Consider the following 14501-nt stretch of genomic DNA (forward strand, 5'->3'; position numbering starts at 1 on the left):
TTAGGCAAGGGGATAATGAGGGTATGCGCAGGCAAGCCGTCAGCTCCTCGACGATCGCGTCGATCGGGTACGACCGGGAGGAGCACCTCCTGGAGGTCGAGTTCGTCAACGGCAGCGTCTACCGCTACCGGCTGGTGCGGGAGTCCGTGTACCGGGAGCTGATGGCGGCCTCCAGCCACGGCCGGTTCTTCAACACCCGGATCCGCGACCGGTACCCGACGGAACAGGTGGACTAGGCGAAGAGGCCCTCGCCCCAGTAGCCGGTCTCGGAAACGCCCGGCGGCACCGCGAAGTGCGCCGAACCCGTGTGCTGGACGTACTCCATCATCGCGTCCTTCGACGACAACGCCTGCTGCATCGGCACGTACTGCTTGCGCGTGTCCCGGTTGAACGCCAGGAAGAACAGCCCCGCCTCGAGGTGCCCGACGCCGTCGGAGCCGTCGACGAAGTTGTAGCCGCGGCGCAGGATCCGCACGCCGTTGAGCGCCTGGTGCGAAGCCAGCCGGACGTGCGCATCCTCCGGGATCACCTTCTCGCCGCCCGCGCCGCCGACGTTGAGGTCCAGCTCGTCGAACTCCGCGGTCTGGCCCAGCGGGGCGCCGGTGCCCTTCGTGCGGCCGATGATCTTCTGCTGGCCGTCGAGGGTTTCGCGGTCCCACGTCTCGATGTGCATCCGGATCCGGCGCGCCACCAGGTACGAGCCGCCGGTCATCCAGGCCGGCCCGTCACCCGCCTCGGCCCACACCTGGTCGCGCAGGATGTCCGTGTCCTCGGACTTGATGTTGTTCGTGCCGTCCTTGAAGCCGAACAGGTTCCGGGGCGTCTGCTGCGCCCGCGACGTCGACGAGCTGCGGCCGAAGCCGAGCTGCGACCAGCGGACCTCGGTGACGCCGAAGCCGAGCCGCACCAGGTTGCGGACCGCGTGCACCGCCACCTGCGGGTCGTCCGCGCAGGCCTGGATGCACAGGTCGCCGCCGCTGCGCGCCGGGTCGAGCTTGTCCTTCGGGAACAGCGGCAGGTCGATCAGCTGCGGCGGCCGCTTGCCCGCGAGGCCGAACCGGCCGTCGAACAGCGACGGCCCGAAGCCGATGGTCAGCGTCAGGTTCGACGCGGGCAGGTCGAGCGCCTCGCCGGTGTCGCCGGGGGGCGCGTAGTCGCCGCTGCCGACGGCGCCGTTCGCGACGACCTCCTGGCCCGCCGTCATCCGGCGGGCCGCGTCGGTCCACGTCTTCAGGAGCTGCCGCAGCTTCTCGCGGTCCTTCGTGGTGACGTCCAGGGCCGCGAAGTGCAGGTTCGCCTGGGCCGGGGTGACGATCCCGGCCTGGTGCTCCCCGTGGAAGCCGACTGTGTTGACCGACGCTTCGGCGCTGCTCGCCGCCTTGTCGATCCCGATCCCGGCGGCGGCTCCCGCCCCGGCGAGCGCGACACCCGCGCCCGCCAGGCCGAAGAGCTTCCGCCGCGAAACCCGCGTGCCCTCTGTCGACGTCACTTCGAGACGACCTCCGCAACCTTGCTCAGCGGCTCGCTCAGCGCGTCGACCGCCGAGGCGAACTCCTTGACCTGGTCCTGCGACAGATCCGTGTAGAGCTTGAAACCGTCACCGGCGCGCTGCTTGTCGAGCAGGCCCTGGACGTTCGCGAACTCCTTGTCCAAAGTGGACACGAGGGCGGGGTCCTTCGCCTGCAGGATCGGCCGGAGCGACGTGATCGCGCCCTTCGAACCGTCCACGTTGGCCTGGAAGTCCCAGAGATCGGTGTGCGAGAAGGTCTCCTCCTCGCCGGTGATCTTGTGGGTCGCGACCTCGTCGAGCAGGCCCTTCGCGCCGTTCGCGAGGTCGAGCGCGGTCAGCTGCAGCGTCTTCGTCTTCGCGACGAGGTCCTTGACGTCGGTCAGCAGCTTGTCCGCGATCTGCGGGCTGTCGGCCTGCAGTCCGGTCTTGAACAGGTCCTTCTCCAGCCGGTGGAAGCCGGTGAACTGCTGTCCCTGCTCGAGGTCGGCCTCGCGGACGTCGATGGCCGGGTCCAGTTCGCCGAACTTCTCGGCCACCGGCTCGATCCGCTCGTAGTAGACGCGGGTGCGCGCGTACGCGGCCTTCGCCTCGTCGGCCTTGCCCGCCTTGACGAGGTCGACGAACTTGGCCGTCTCCTCTTCGAGGGCGGCGGTGTTGTTCGCGATGTAGTCGTCGTAGCTCTTGGTCGCCTGCGCCTTCTGCGCGTTCGCGTCGCCCTGCTGGGGCGCGCCGCCGGTGACGGTGAACTCGCCGCGGATGCCGGTGCCGGCCATGCCCGGCTTGCACGCGGTCTGGTACTTGCCGGCGTCGGCGACCTCGACGATCAGCCGCCGGTTCAGGCCGGGCGCGATGTTCTCGACCTCGCCCATGATCCGGTCGCCCTCGGCGTAGAGGTAGAACTCGGTGACCTTGGTGCCCTCGTTGGTGATCTCGAAGGTGAGGTTGCCCGCGTTGGCCGTGGTGGCCGAGACGTCGCACGCGGTGTCGGACGCCGACACCTTGATCGGGCCGCCGGCCGCCGCGGCACCGGCCGCGTCGCCCTTGCTGTCGCACGCGGCCAGCGCCACCAGCGCGGTGGCCCCGGCCAGCAGGGCCAGCGGGGTTCGACGGATGTTGCGCACGGTCACTCCTTCGAGGCGGCCGCGGCGGCGGGCGCCGGCGCGGTCTTCTTGCTGGGCTTGAGGAAGAGGGGCAGCACGATGGCGACGTAGGCGACCCACGCGACGGCCTGCAGCACGGTCGTCTGCTGCGAGTAGTTGAAGATGCCCTTGAGCAGGGCGCCGTACCAGGACGTCTCGGGCAGCGTCGCCGAAGCGTCGAAGGCGAGGGTGCCGATGCCCGGCAGGAACGCGGCCTCCTGCAGGTCGTGCAGGCCGTAGCCGAGCACGCCCGCGGCGACGAACACGAGCAGGACGCCGGTGACCGTGAAGAACTTGCCCAGGTTGAACCGGACGGCGCCCTTGTAGAGCAGCCAGGCGAGCACGACGGCGGCCGCGATGCCGACGGCGAAGCCGATCAGCGGCTGCACGGTGTGCGACTGCGCGGTCTGGACGGCGGAGTAGAAGAACACCGCGGTCTCCAGGCCCTCGCGCCCGACGGCGAGGAACGACAGCAGCAAGACGGCCAGTGGCCCGACGTCCAGCGCGTCGTCCATCTTCCCGCGCAGCTCGGCGGCGATGCTCTTCGCCGCCTTGCGCATCCAGAAGATCATCGCGGTGACGAACACGACCGCGATGATCGACAGGCTGCCGCCGAGCAGTTCCTGGTGTTCGAAGGACAGCTGGGCGGTCGTGTAGGTCAGGATCGCGCCGACGGCGACCGACAGCAGCACCGCGGCGCCGACGCCCGGCCACACCCACCGCAGCGCGTGGCGCCGGTCGGTCTTGACCAGGAACGCCACCAGGATGCTGACGACCAGTGCGGCTTCCAGGCCTTCGCGCAGCCCGATCAGCGCGCTCGAGAACAACACCGGTCCGCCTCCCTGAGTTCTTGTGCTTCTCTGAAGGTTTTAGGTAAGGCTCACCTGTAAGTCCAGCGGGCCGACGCCCAGAGAAGACGGAAGAATCGGGCAAAACGGACCGAGTTGCGAAGTTAGGTTAGGGTAACCGCAGGTCAGGGCGCTGCGCGTCGACTCGATAACAAAATTTGTGACGTCGCTGGCAGCGGCCTGGTTTTTACCCTCCGCTTGCCTGGTCAGGCGACCGGGGGACCCCCTTGAGTGGCTCCGTACCCTAATCGGGTGGCCGATACCGCTCAGCCGACCGTCACGCCTCCGCACGCGCCTCCGGGCGGTCCGCCGCGGCGCTATCTCGGCCGGGCGGCCCTCGCCCTCGGGCTGGTGATCACCGGCGTGGTGCTCGTCGTCACGATCGGTATCCGGAACCCGGACGCCCCCGCCGCGCCGCCGCCGGCGCAACCGGCACTGGCCATTCCGGAGCAGCGCCCCCAGCCCGGCGCCGAGTCGCCGCGCGCCGGCCTCGCCGCCCCGGTCGACCGGCCGGCGGTGTCCGACCAGGCCGAGCTGGACGCGTGGGCGACCCGCGTCGCGGACAAGACGCACCTCCCGGCGCGCGTGCTCGCCGCGTACGGCCGGGCGGAGATGTGGATGCAGCGCCAGAAGCCGACGTGCCACCTCTCGTGGGCGACGCTCGCGGGCATCGGCCGGGTCGAGACCGGGCGCGGGGACTTCGACCTCTCGGCGATCGGTGCGAACGGCCGCGTCGCGAAGCCGGTGGTCGGCCCGCCGCTGGACGGCTCGCCGGGCGTCCCGGCGGTGCACGACACCGACGGCGGCAAGCTCGACGGCGACAAGTCGTGGGACCACGCGATCGGCCCGATGCAGTTCCTGCCGGCGACGTGGAAGAAGTACCAGGAGCGGGCCAACGGCGACGGCGGCACGCCGGACCCCCAGAACGTGGACGACGCGGCCTTCACGGCGGCGCGCTACCTGTGCTCGGGCGGCGACGACCTGGGCACCCCGGCCGGCTGGTGGCGCGCGATCTTGTTCTACAACTCGGGTGTGGCGTACGGACAGGACGTGTTCAGCGCGGCGGACGCCTACGCGGAGGCCAGCGTCGCGCCCTGACGTGGTTGTCCACAGGCCGCTGAGATTGTGGACGACATCGCTGGAAGTGCGCGCGAGTCGGGGGTTTGTCGGGGGGCGCCGATAGACTGGACTTGGGGACGCCCCCCAGGGAGGGCGGGGGAGTTTCCCGCAGGAGGCAGGACGGCAGCGGGCGCGGCGGTGCGTTCGGCTCAAGCCCTGCTCGCGTCAGGACCCGCGCAACGCGATGCGTGCCTTCACTTCGCTGATCGCCTCGAGGTACTCCGGCACCGGGTTCATCGCCGACGCGATCTTCATCTGGGCCAGCGCCTCGACGAACCGGCCGAGGCGCTGCAGCGTGCGGCCCAGGACGAACCGGGCGTAGTGGTCCGTCGGGTCCAGCTCCAGCACCCGCGTGAGCGCCTCTTCGGCCCGCCGCAGCTGCGCCGAGTGGAAGTAGGCGCGCCCGGCCAGCAGGTGCACCGACGGCTTGTCCGTCTCGGATTCCAGCAGGGGCTGCAACGCCTTCAGCGCGTCCAGCGGACGGCGGCGGCCGACCAGATCCTCGGCCTGGCGGAAGGCATGGAACCGCGACTCCTCGGGAGGCTGCGAAGCAGCTGCGGCGTCCGTCATGGTCATCCCACGTTACCTCGGAAGAGGGGCTTGCACACGCCGCCGATCGGGACGTGGTGGACTGTCCCGCCATGAGCAGCCCGTACCGGGGCCTGGCGCCCTACCTGTACTACTCCGACGCGACGGCGGCGCTCGCCTGGCTGACCAGGGTCTTCGGGTTCGCCGAGGAGGTCCGGTTCTGCGACGGCGCCGGCGACGTCTTCCAGGCGTGGCTGCGCGCGGGCGACGTGCGGATCCAGATCGCCGGCGTCGGGCCGGACTACTGGCAGGCCAAGGGCGTCGACGGACCGGTCGGCCAGCTCAACATCCTCTACGTCGACGACGTCGACGAGGCCTACGAGCGGATCGAGGCGGCCCTCGGCGACGAGGGCGAGCTCGAGCCGCCGCAGGACCAGCCCTATGGCGCCCGGGTGTTCACCGTCGCCGACCTCGGCGGCAACAGCTGGACGTTCTGGCAGCAGACGTCCGAGACCGTGGACCTGCCGCCCGGCTGGCAGGCGATCCGCGCGGGCGGTGAGTCCTCCAACGGGTGACCTGCCGCGAAGGCTAGGCTGGGCGCGTCACCGCCGCCGACGTTCTCTTTCCCGCGGAGGCGGCGTTCACCACAGGCACGACGCACCGAGGAGCATGGCGTGGCTCTCATCGAGCAGGTAGGCGCGCGCGAGATTCTGGACTCGCGTGGCAACCCGACGGTCGAGGTGGAGGTGGCCCTCGACGACGGCACGCTGGCGCGGGCCGCGGTCCCGTCGGGTGCGTCGACCGGTGAGCACGAGGCGGTCGAGCTGCGGGACGGCGACACCGGCCGCTACAACGGCAAGGGCGTCGAGCGCGCGGTCGCCGCGGTGCTCGACGAGATCGGCCCGGAGATGGTCGGCATCGAAGCCGTCGACCAGCGGATCGTCGACCAGAAGCTGGTCGACCTCGACGGCACGCCGGCGAAGTCCCGCCTCGGCGCGAACGCCATCCTCGGCGTCTCGCTGGCCGTCGCGAAGGCCGCCGCCGAGTCGGCCGAGCTGGAGCTGTTCCGCTACCTGGGCGGGCCGAACGCGCACGTGCTGCCGGTGCCGATGCTGAACATCCTCAACGGCGGTTCGCACGCGGACAGCAACGTCGACGTCCAGGAGTTCATGATCGCGCCGATCGGCGCGGAGACCTTCCGCGAGGCCCTGCGCTGGGGCGCCGAGGTCTACCACTCGCTGAAGTCGGTGCTGAAGGGCCGCGGCCTTTCGACCGGCCTCGGCGACGAAGGCGGCTTCGCGCCGAACCTGGCGAACAACCGCGAGGCGCTCGACCTGATCCTGCAGGCCATCGAGAAGGCCGGCTACACGCCGGGCCGCGACGTCGCGCTCGCGCTGGACGTCGCCGCGACGGAGTTCTTCGCCGACGGCGCGTACACCTTCGAGGGCAGCAAGAAGAGCGCGGAGCAGATGTCGGCGTACTACGCCGAGCTGCTGCGCGACTACCCGCTCGTGTCCATCGAGGACCCGCTGAGCGAGGACGACTGGGACGGCTGGGTCACCCTGACCGCCGAGGTCGGCGAGAAGGTCCAGATCGTCGGCGACGACCTGTTCGTCACCAACCCGGACCGGCTCGAGGAGGGCATCACCCGCCGCGCCGCGAACGCGCTGCTGGTGAAGGTCAACCAGATCGGCACGCTGTCCGAGACGCTCGACGCGATCTCCCTGGCCACGTCGTTCGGCTACAAGTCGATGATGAGCCACCGCTCCGGCGAGACCGAGGACACCTTCATCGCCGACCTGGCGGTCGCCACCGGCGTCGGCCAGATCAAGACCGGCGCCCCGGCCCGCGGCGAGCGGATCGCCAAGTACAACCAGCTGCTGCGCATCGAGGAGACCCTCGGTGACGCCGCCCGGTACGCCGGCGAGCTGGCCTTCCCGCGGTTCAGCGCCGAGGGCTGAGCCCGCGATGGCGGACCGGGGGAGGACGACGCGCAACCGCCGCGGCGGCAGCGGGGCTTCGCGGGCGGCAGGTCCGGCACGGGCCCGCCGTCCCGAGGCCGCGCGCCGGCGCACCGGGGCCGCGGGCCCCGAGGCTGCGCGCCGTCGCACCGGCGACGTCGAGACGACCCGGGCCCGGCTGCGCCGGAGCCTGGCGGCGAAGCGCGCGTCCGGTGCGGCGAAGGTGCTCGGCATGTCCACCACCCGCCGCGCGGCGGTGGTGGCGATCGTGGTGTGCGCGCTGGCGTTCACCATCGCCGTGCCCCTGCGCACCTACCTCGCCCAGCGCACCGAGATCCGCCAGCAGCAGGCGCAGCAGGCACAGCTGCAGCAGACGGTCGCCCAGCTCCAGGGCCGCAAGGCCGAGCTGAGCGATCCGGCGCAGATCGAGGCCGAGGCCCGGCGCCGGCTGCGGTACGTCAAGCCCGGCGAGACGCCGTACATCGTCCAGCTGCCCGAGGACAAGGCCCCCGACGCGGCGCCCCAGCCCGGCCAGCCGCAGGTCCCGGACGGCTCCTGGTACGACAACCTCTGGAACCAGGTCTCCGGCGGCTGACCCCACGCTCACTGCGCCGATCGTCACCAATCCGGCCACAGTCACGGCCGATGGCTTTCGTGGCCACATGCACCTGCCGCTCGGCGGGGCGGCCTGCTTTGGCCGGATTGGTAACGTGGACCGCGTGAACAGCACGCAGCAGCACCGGTTCGAGCCCGTCACCGACGCCGACCGCGAGATCATCGCGGAGCAGCTCGGACGGCCGCCGCGGGCGCTGCGGGCGGTGGCCGCGCGGTGCCCGAGCGGGCACCCCTCGGTGGTGCAGACCAGCCCGCGGCTGGAGAACGGGACGCCGTTCCCGACCCTCTACTACCTCACCTGCCCCAAGCTGAACTCGATGATCGGCACGATCGAGGCGTCCGGGATCATGAAGGAGATGACCGAGCGGCTCAGCACCGATCCCGAGCTGGCCGCCCGCTACCAGCGCACCCACGAGACCTACCTCGCCGAGCGCGACGCGATCGAGCCGCTCGGCCACCAGGTCACCGCCGGGGGCATGCCCGGCCGCGTCAAGTGCCTGCACGTGCACGTCGCCCACGCGCTCGCGGTCGGTCCCGGCGTGAATCCGTTCGGTGACGAGACGCTGGACCTCCTTAAGGCGAACGGGTGGCCCACGGGAGACTGCGCCGAGTAACGCTCGCGCGTCGTCAACAGATAACTGGGCTGGGTGAGCGAAAACCCCGTCCGGCGAGATCCAGACTCCCGAAGGGGTGAAACCACGCCCCGGGTACGGCAGGCTGTCACCCGAGGGTGGGTGACCGATCCGGCCAGGAGGGCTTCGAGCTATGCGCGTGCGGCGACTGCCTGACGCAGTCGGGAGCCACACCCGAAGGTTCGGGATCCGCCACCGCACGGCGTACCCCCTGATCACCGGCATCTTCGCGGTCATCCCGGCGCTGCTCGCCGGCGGCGTCACCCTCGGCTGGCTCGGTGGGACCGGTGAGCACACCCGTGACGCCGCGCTCGGCCAGGGCTACGACCCCGGCCACGCCGCCATCCAGCAGATCGCCGTCGACGGCACCCTCCCCGGCGCGCCCACCCCGCTGCCGCTCCCGGCCTACGAGCTGCCCGACGGCCCCCTCGGCATCCCCGCGACCGCGCTCGCCGCGTACAAGAACGCCGCCGACATCCTCGGCCGCGAGCAGCCCGCGTGCCACATCGACTGGGCCCTGATCGCCAGCATCGGCCGGATCGAGTCCAACCACGCCCGCGGCGGCTACGTCGACGCGAACGGCACCACCCGCGAGCCGATCCTCGGGCCGGAGCTCAACGGCCAGGGCGGCTTCGCCGCGATCCCGGACACCGACCACGGCGAGCTCGACACGGACCCGGTGTGGGACCGCGCGGTCGGCCCGACGCAGTTCATCCCGGCGACCTGGCGCGGCTACGCCTCCGACGGCAACGGCGACGGCAAGTCCGACCCCAACAACATCTTCGACGCGGCACTGGCCACCGGCCGCTACCTCTGCTCCGGCGGCTTCGACCTGGCCAACCCGGACCAGCTGCGCGGCGCCATCTACCGCTACAACAACTCGGACACGTACGTGAACACCGTGATCCTGTGGGCCGAGGCGTACCGCAACGGGATCATGCAGGTGCCGGACAGCACGGTCCCGATCGGCGCGCCGAACGCCGCGCTGGCCCCGGCCCCGCCGGCCGTGCCGCCGCCCCCGGTCCCGACGACGACGCCTTCGGTGCCCACGACGACGCCGACCAGCCCGGGCACGACGACCAAGACCACCCCACCGGCCTCGTGCACGAAGCCGCCGACGACGACACCCACCACGACCACGGTGATCAGCACGACGACCACCCCGCCGCCGCCTCCGACGACGACCGGCACCGGTGAGACCACGCCGAACCCGACGACCACCCCGCCGCCGCCGACGTGCGGGCAGACGGTCACCTCGGTCACAACCACCACCACGACCACGACCGTCGGGACGACGACACCCGCCAGCTAGGGTGATCGGCATGCCTCGTGTTGCCGCGATCGACTGTGGGACCAACTCCATCCGCCTGCTCGTCGCCGAGCTGACGCCGCGCCACGACGGCACGGTCGACCTGCGCGACCTGCACCGCGAGATGCGGATCGTCCGGCTCGGCCAGGGTGTCGACGCCACCGGCGAGCTCGCGCCCGAGGCACTCGAACGCACCCGCGCCGCGCTCGCCGACTACACGGTCGCCGCGCGGCGCAAGGGCGTCGAGAAGGTGCGGATGGTCGCCACCTCCGCCACCCGCGACGCGAAGAACCGCGACGACTTCTTCCGCATGACGCGCGAAACCCTGGGCGTCGAAGCCGAGGTGATCAGCGGCGACGAAGAAGCGCGGCTGTCCTTCACAGGCGCGGTCGGGGAGCAGGACCCGGACGACGGCCCGTTCGTGGTGGCCGACGTCGGCGGCGGCTCGACCGAGCTGGTCCTCGGCACCTGGGACGGCCGCCGGGCCGACGTGCTCGCCGCGAAGTCCGTCGACATCGGCTGTGTCCGGATCACCGAGCGCGCGCTGAAGAGCGACCCGCCGACCGCCGACGAGATCGCCGCCGCCCGCGACCTGGCGGGCAAGGTCCTCACCGAGGCGTTCGACGTGGTCGACGTCGCCCGCGCGCGCACGTGGATGGGCGTCGCCGGCACGGTGACCACGCTCTCGGCGATCGCGCTCGGGCTGCCGGAGTACGACAGCGACCGCGTCCACCTGTCGAAGCTCGGCCCGGCCGACATCGATCGCCTCGCGGCGAAGCTGCTCGCCGAGGACCACGCCACCCGCGCGGCGAACCCGGTGATCCACCCGGGCCGCGTCGACGTGATCGCCGGCGGCGCGGTGATCGTCCAGACCCTCGCCGAGCAGCTCGCGGCCCGCGGCGGCCCGACCGAGCTGGTGGTCAGCGAGCACGACATCCTCGACGGCATCGCCCTGTCCCTCGCCTGATCCGCTCTTGACAACCGCCGCACCGGCCCTTTCGGACATCCGAAAGGGCTTGTGCCACAACGGGATTCGACTCGAACCCACGGTGAGCGCGCGATGACCAGGCGTCGGCGCTACGCCGTCCGGAGTACCCGGTTTCCTACCTTGGTCGTGCTCCAACCAGGTGGTCCCGACGGTCGTCACTGATTTGCAACACCGCAGTCCTGTGATCAGCTTCGCCGCCCCCGATAGCGTGCGTCTCACCTTTCGGACGTCACGGAGATGGAGGGGATCATGCGTCGTTCGCGCAGGCTCTGGGGACCCACGGTGGTGATGACCTCGCTGGCGCTCGCGCTCGCCGCGTGCGGCGGCGGTTCGGGCAGCTCCACGGGAGCCGGCGGGGCGGACCCGGACGGCACGGTCAGCGTCTACGGAACCGAGCCGCAGAACGCACTGGTCCCGACCAACATCAACGACCTCGGCGGCACCAAGGCGATCCAGCCGATGTTCGCCACGCTGATCGGGTTCAAGGGCGCGGACGCGAAGCCGTTCAACCTGATGGCCGACTCGATCACGACGACCGACTCCAAGGTCTACGACATCAAGATCAAGCAGGGCTGGAAGTTCCACGACGGCACCGAGGTGAAGGCGCACAACTTCATCGACGCCTGGAACTACGGCGCCTACGCGCCGAACGGCCAGCTCAACACGGACTTCTTCTCGAACATCCAGGGCTACACCGACGTCCACCCCGCCGACGAGAACGCCAAGCCGGCCACGAACAAGATGTCCGGCCTGGTGCAGAAGAGCGACTACGAGTTCCAGGTGACGCTCAACGCGCCGTTCTCGGTGTTCGACATCAAGGTCGGCTACCAGGCGTTCGCGCCGCTGCCCGACTCGTTCTTCAAGGACCCCAAGGGGTTCGAGCAGCACCCGATCGGCAACGGCCCGATGAAGTTCGTCTCGCGGACGCCGAACCAGGACATCAAGCTCACCCGCTTCGACGGCTACAAGGGTGACGACGCGGTCCACTTCAAGGACCTCGACATCAAGATCTACTCCAGCCAGGAGACCGCCTACCAGGACCTGCTGAGCGGGCGGCTCGACTTCATGGAGGCGCTGCCGCCGTCGGCGGTCGCGGGCGGCAAGTACAAGGCCGACCTCGGCGACCGGCTGGTCACCGGCGCCCTGCTCGGCGTCAGCACCATCGCCGTGCCGTACTACGTGCCCGGGTACAACAACCTCGAGCTGCGCAAGGCCATCTCGATGTCGATCGACCGCGCGCAGATCACCAAGACCGTCATGAACGACACCTACGTCCCGCTGGACGGGTACGTCGCCCAGGGCATCACCGGTGCCCGCTCCGGCGTCTGCCAGTTCTGCAAGTTCGACCCGGCGGCGGCCAAGGAAGCCTTCGCGAAGTCCGGCTTCAAGGGCAAGCTGACCATCGCGTCCAACGCGGACGGCGGCCGCAAGGAACCGCTGACCGCGGCGTGCAACAGCATCAAGAACACCCTCGGCGTCGAGTGCGACTTCGTGCCGGCCACCGACTTCGGCCAGTGGCGCAGCATCGTCACCGGCAAGAAGCTGACCGGCATGGGCCGCTCGGACTGGTCGGCGGACTACCCGTCCATCGAGGACTTCCTCAACCCGATCTACAAGACCGGCGGGTCCTCGAACGACTCCAGCTACTCGAACCCGCAGGTCGACGCGATCCTGGCGCAGGCGGACGCCACCGCCGACAAGGACGCCGCGGTCAAGCTGTACCAGCAGGCCGAGGACCTGATCGCGAAGGACCTGCCGTCGATCCCGGTGTGGGACGAGAAGGGCGTCGCGGCGAAGTCGAAGAACCTCAAGACCGCGGCCCTGGACTTCCGGCGCATGCCGGACTACCCGTCCATCGAGGTCCTGAAGAAGTGACGCGCTGACCTGCCGGTACCCACCACCACGCCGTCGTGAGTGAGAAACAGGGTTAGCACACTGTTTCTCACTCACGACGGCCGGCGCGCACTAGGAACGTCATGACCCGCTATGTCCTGCGACGGCTGCTCCAGCTGATCCCGGTGTTCTTCGGCACCACCTTCCTCATCTACGTCCTGGTCTGGGCCGTGCCCGGCGACCCGTTCTCCGGCAAGTGCGGCCAGGCCGCCTGCCCGCCGGCCTACATCGCCCAGATGACCGAGAAGTTCCACCTGAACGACAACATCTTCGTGCAGTACTTCAAGTACCTCGGGAGCCTGTTCACCGGCGACTGGGGCGAGACCTTCAACGGCACCTCCGTCGGCGACCTGATCGCCACGTCGTACCCGATCACGCTGCGCCTGGCCGTGATCGCCGTGGTCATCGAGGCCCTCATCGGGCTCAGCGCCGGCGTGCTGACCGGCCTGCGCGGCAAGGGTTTCCTCGACAACCTGGTGCTGGTCTCGACCACGTTCCTGATCTCGCTGCCGGTGTTCGTCACGGCGATCGTGCTGCAGCTCGCGCTGGGCAGCAACGGCCTCGGCCTGATCGAGGCCAGCGTGTCCGACAACCCCAGCGTCGGCGAGCTGATCGTGCCCGGCATCGCGCTCGGCAGCCTGTCCATGGCGTACGTGGCCCGGCTGGCGAGGACGAGCATCGCCGAAAACCGCCGAGCCGACTACGTCCGGACGGCGATCGCGAAGGGCCAGCCGCAGAGCCGCGTCGTGCTCGTCCACCTGCTGCGCAACTCGGTGATCCCGGTGCTCACGTTCCTCGGCACCGACCTCGGCGCCCTGATGGGCGGCGCGATCGTCACCGAAGGCGTGTTCAACATCAACGGACTGGGCGGGCTCATCTTCCGCGGCATCCAGAACCGGGAGAGCGCGACCGTCGTCGGCGTGGTCGTCCTGCTGGTGCTGGTCTACCTGCTGATGAGCCTGATCGTCGACCTGCTCTACGCCGTTCTCGACCCGAGGATCCGCTATGACTGACCCGAACCTGGTGGGCGGCGGCGGGGCCGACGCGGCGCAGCTGTCCCGCGTCGACGACTCCGCGACCGGCCCGCATAAACCGCGCAGCCTGTGGAACGACGCGTGGCGCCAGCTGCGGCGCAAGCCGGCGTTCGTCATCTCGGCCGTGATCATCCTGGTCATCGTGCTGATCGCGATCGCGCCCGGCCTGTTCAGCTCACGGGAAGCGGGCTTCAGCGATCTCACGCACGCCAACGAAGGCCCGTCCGCGGACGCCTGGTTCGGCTACGACAACCAGGGTTACGACGTCTACGCCCGCACCATCTACGGCGCCCGCGCGTCCCTGCTGGTCGGCGTCTTCTCGACGCTGCTGACCGTCCTCTTCGGATCGCTCGTCGGCATCCTGGCCGGCTACTACGGCCGGTTCGTCGACAGCATCCTGTCGCGGTTCGGCGACATCTTCGCCGGCCTGCCGTTCGTGCTCGGCGCGATCGTCATCCTCACGACGTTCAACGCGCCCGGCTCGAACCCCGGCGCGGTCACGATCATCGTGCAGGTGGTCTGTTCCATCGCCGTGCTGAGCTGGCCGGTGGCGATGCGCATCATGCGCTCGGCGACGCTGGTGGCCAAGCAGCTCGACTACGTCAAGGCCGCGCGCGGCCTCGGCGCGAGCACCCCGCGGATCATCTTCCGCCATCTGCTGCCGAACACGCTCGCGCCGGTGCTGGTGTACGCCACCATCGCGCTCGGCGCGTTCATCGGCGCCGAGGCGACGCTCGCCTACCTCGGCATCGGCGTGCGCCCGCCGGTGATCTCGTGGGGCGTGATGATCAGCGACTCGCGGGACTACTTCCGGGTCGACCCGCACATGCTGCTGTTCCCCGGTGCCTTCGTCACCCTGACCGTGCTGGCCTTCGTGATGCTGGGTGACGGCATCCGCGACGCGCTCGATCCGAAGTCGAGGTAG

At 70.2% G+C, this 14501-nt stretch carries 15 protein-coding genes; 11 read left to right on the plus strand and 4 right to left on the minus strand.

What is annotated here, in order from left to right:
- The first annotated feature begins 23 nt into the window (after positions 1-23).
- Entirely contained in the window at positions 24-236 is a 213-nt protein-coding gene (locus OG738_RS17325; RefSeq protein ID WP_329055156.1) for a KTSC domain-containing protein, read from the plus strand.
- On the opposite strand, the gene efeB is transcribed toward OG738_RS17325, so the two are convergent.
- The 3 genes from efeB to efeU are packed head-to-tail and all read right to left on the minus strand — an operon-like array spanning position 233 to position 3479.
- The gene (gene efeB, locus OG738_RS17330; protein ID WP_329055158.1) at positions 233-1489 is read right to left on the minus strand and encodes an iron uptake transporter deferrochelatase/peroxidase subunit; all 1257 of its coding nucleotides are present in this window, start codon (positions 1487-1489) and stop codon (positions 233-235) included. The two genes, OG738_RS17325 and efeB, sit on opposite strands and share 4 nt — an antisense overlap.
- On the minus strand, positions 1486-2637 hold the full coding sequence (gene efeO / locus OG738_RS17335; RefSeq protein WP_442875904.1) for an iron uptake system protein EfeO: 1152 nt from the start codon (positions 2635-2637) through the stop codon (positions 1486-1488). The genes efeB and efeO overlap by 4 nt, the downstream gene beginning before the upstream one ends.
- Positions 2634-3479, minus strand: a complete 846-nt coding sequence (gene efeU, locus OG738_RS17340; protein WP_329055160.1) for an iron uptake transporter permease EfeU — start codon at positions 3477-3479, stop codon at positions 2634-2636. The genes efeO and efeU overlap by 4 nt, the downstream gene beginning before the upstream one ends.
- Positions 3480-3848: 369 nt before the next feature.
- Between efeU and OG738_RS17345 the strand changes: the two genes are divergently transcribed.
- On the plus strand, positions 3849-4595 hold the full coding sequence (locus OG738_RS17345; RefSeq protein ID WP_329056734.1) for a lytic transglycosylase domain-containing protein: 747 nt from the start codon (positions 3849-3851) through the stop codon (positions 4593-4595).
- A 186-nt stretch (positions 4596-4781) separates the two neighbouring features.
- On the opposite strand, the gene OG738_RS17350 is transcribed toward OG738_RS17345, so the two are convergent.
- Positions 4782-5186, minus strand: a complete 405-nt coding sequence (locus OG738_RS17350; RefSeq protein ID WP_329056735.1) for a tetratricopeptide repeat protein — start codon at positions 5184-5186, stop codon at positions 4782-4784.
- 71 nt (positions 5187-5257) lie between these two features.
- Here OG738_RS17350 and OG738_RS17355 point away from each other — a divergent pair, with 71 nt between their 5' ends.
- The 9 genes from OG738_RS17355 to OG738_RS17395 all read left to right on the plus strand — a co-directional run bounded on the left by OG738_RS17355 (position 5258) and on the right by OG738_RS17395 (position 14501).
- Positions 5258-5719, plus strand: coding sequence for a VOC family protein (locus tag OG738_RS17355; protein WP_329055162.1), 462 nt, complete (start codon positions 5258-5260; stop codon positions 5717-5719).
- Between the two features lie 99 nt (positions 5720-5818).
- Entirely contained in the window at positions 5819-7105 is a 1287-nt protein-coding gene (gene eno / locus OG738_RS17360; RefSeq protein ID WP_086865093.1) for a phosphopyruvate hydratase, read from the plus strand.
- A gap of 232 nt (positions 7106-7337) precedes the next feature.
- Positions 7338-7700 carry an FtsB family cell division protein gene (locus OG738_RS17365; RefSeq protein ID WP_329056736.1) on the plus strand — a complete coding sequence of 121 codons (363 nt, stop codon included), beginning with the start codon at positions 7338-7340 and terminating at the stop codon, positions 7698-7700.
- A gap of 124 nt (positions 7701-7824) precedes the next feature.
- Positions 7825-8334 (plus strand): DUF501 domain-containing protein, encoded by a 510-nt coding sequence (locus OG738_RS17370; RefSeq protein WP_329055166.1) that lies wholly within the window; start codon positions 7825-7827, stop codon positions 8332-8334.
- Between the two features lie 151 nt (positions 8335-8485).
- Entirely contained in the window at positions 8486-9664 is a 1179-nt protein-coding gene (locus tag OG738_RS17375) for a lytic transglycosylase domain-containing protein (RefSeq protein ID WP_329055169.1), read from the plus strand.
- 10 nt (positions 9665-9674) lie between these two features.
- Positions 9675-10628: a Ppx/GppA phosphatase family protein gene (locus OG738_RS17380; protein ID WP_329055171.1), complete on the plus strand. Its 954-nt coding sequence runs from the start codon at positions 9675-9677 to the stop codon at positions 10626-10628.
- A 270-nt stretch (positions 10629-10898) separates the two neighbouring features.
- Positions 10899-12524: a peptide ABC transporter substrate-binding protein gene (locus OG738_RS17385; RefSeq protein ID WP_329055173.1), complete on the plus strand. Its 1626-nt coding sequence runs from the start codon at positions 10899-10901 to the stop codon at positions 12522-12524.
- Positions 12525-12625: 101 nt separating this feature from the next.
- Entirely contained in the window at positions 12626-13555 is a 930-nt protein-coding gene (locus OG738_RS17390) for an ABC transporter permease (protein WP_329055174.1), read from the plus strand.
- Positions 13548-14501: an ABC transporter permease gene (locus OG738_RS17395; protein WP_329055175.1), complete on the plus strand. Its 954-nt coding sequence runs from the start codon at positions 13548-13550 to the stop codon at positions 14499-14501. Before OG738_RS17390 ends, OG738_RS17395 begins: the two co-directional genes overlap by 8 nt.

It is taken from the genome of Amycolatopsis sp. NBC_01488 (assembly GCF_036227105.1).
Lineage (GTDB): Bacteria > Actinomycetota > Actinomycetes > Mycobacteriales > Pseudonocardiaceae > Amycolatopsis.

What these genes read in the sequence shown, in the direction of transcription:
- OG738_RS17385 (WP_329055173.1), top strand. Translation starts at nt 10,899, where the DNA reads ATGCGTCGTTCGCGCAGGCTCTGGGGACCCACGGTGGTGATGACCTCG.
- OG738_RS17380 (WP_329055171.1), top strand. Translation starts at nt 9,675, where the DNA reads ATGCCTCGTGTTGCCGCGATCGACTGTGGGACCAACTCCATCCGCCTG.
- OG738_RS17365 (WP_329056736.1), top strand. Translation starts at nt 7,338, where the DNA reads ATGTCCACCACCCGCCGCGCGGCGGTGGTGGCGATCGTGGTGTGCGCG.
- OG738_RS17390 (WP_329055174.1), top strand. Translation starts at nt 12,626, where the DNA reads ATGACCCGCTATGTCCTGCGACGGCTGCTCCAGCTGATCCCGGTGTTC.
- OG738_RS17375 (WP_329055169.1), top strand. Translation starts at nt 8,486, where the DNA reads ATGCGCGTGCGGCGACTGCCTGACGCAGTCGGGAGCCACACCCGAAGG.
- OG738_RS17355 (WP_329055162.1), top strand. Translation starts at nt 5,258, where the DNA reads ATGAGCAGCCCGTACCGGGGCCTGGCGCCCTACCTGTACTACTCCGAC.
- OG738_RS17325 (WP_329055156.1), top strand. Translation starts at nt 24, where the DNA reads ATGCGCAGGCAAGCCGTCAGCTCCTCGACGATCGCGTCGATCGGGTAC.
- OG738_RS17395 (WP_329055175.1), top strand. Translation starts at nt 13,548, where the DNA reads ATGACTGACCCGAACCTGGTGGGCGGCGGCGGGGCCGACGCGGCGCAG.
- OG738_RS17350 (WP_329056735.1), bottom strand. Translation starts at nt 5,186, where the DNA reads ATGACGGACGCCGCAGCTGCTTCGCAGCCTCCCGAGGAGTCGCGGTTC.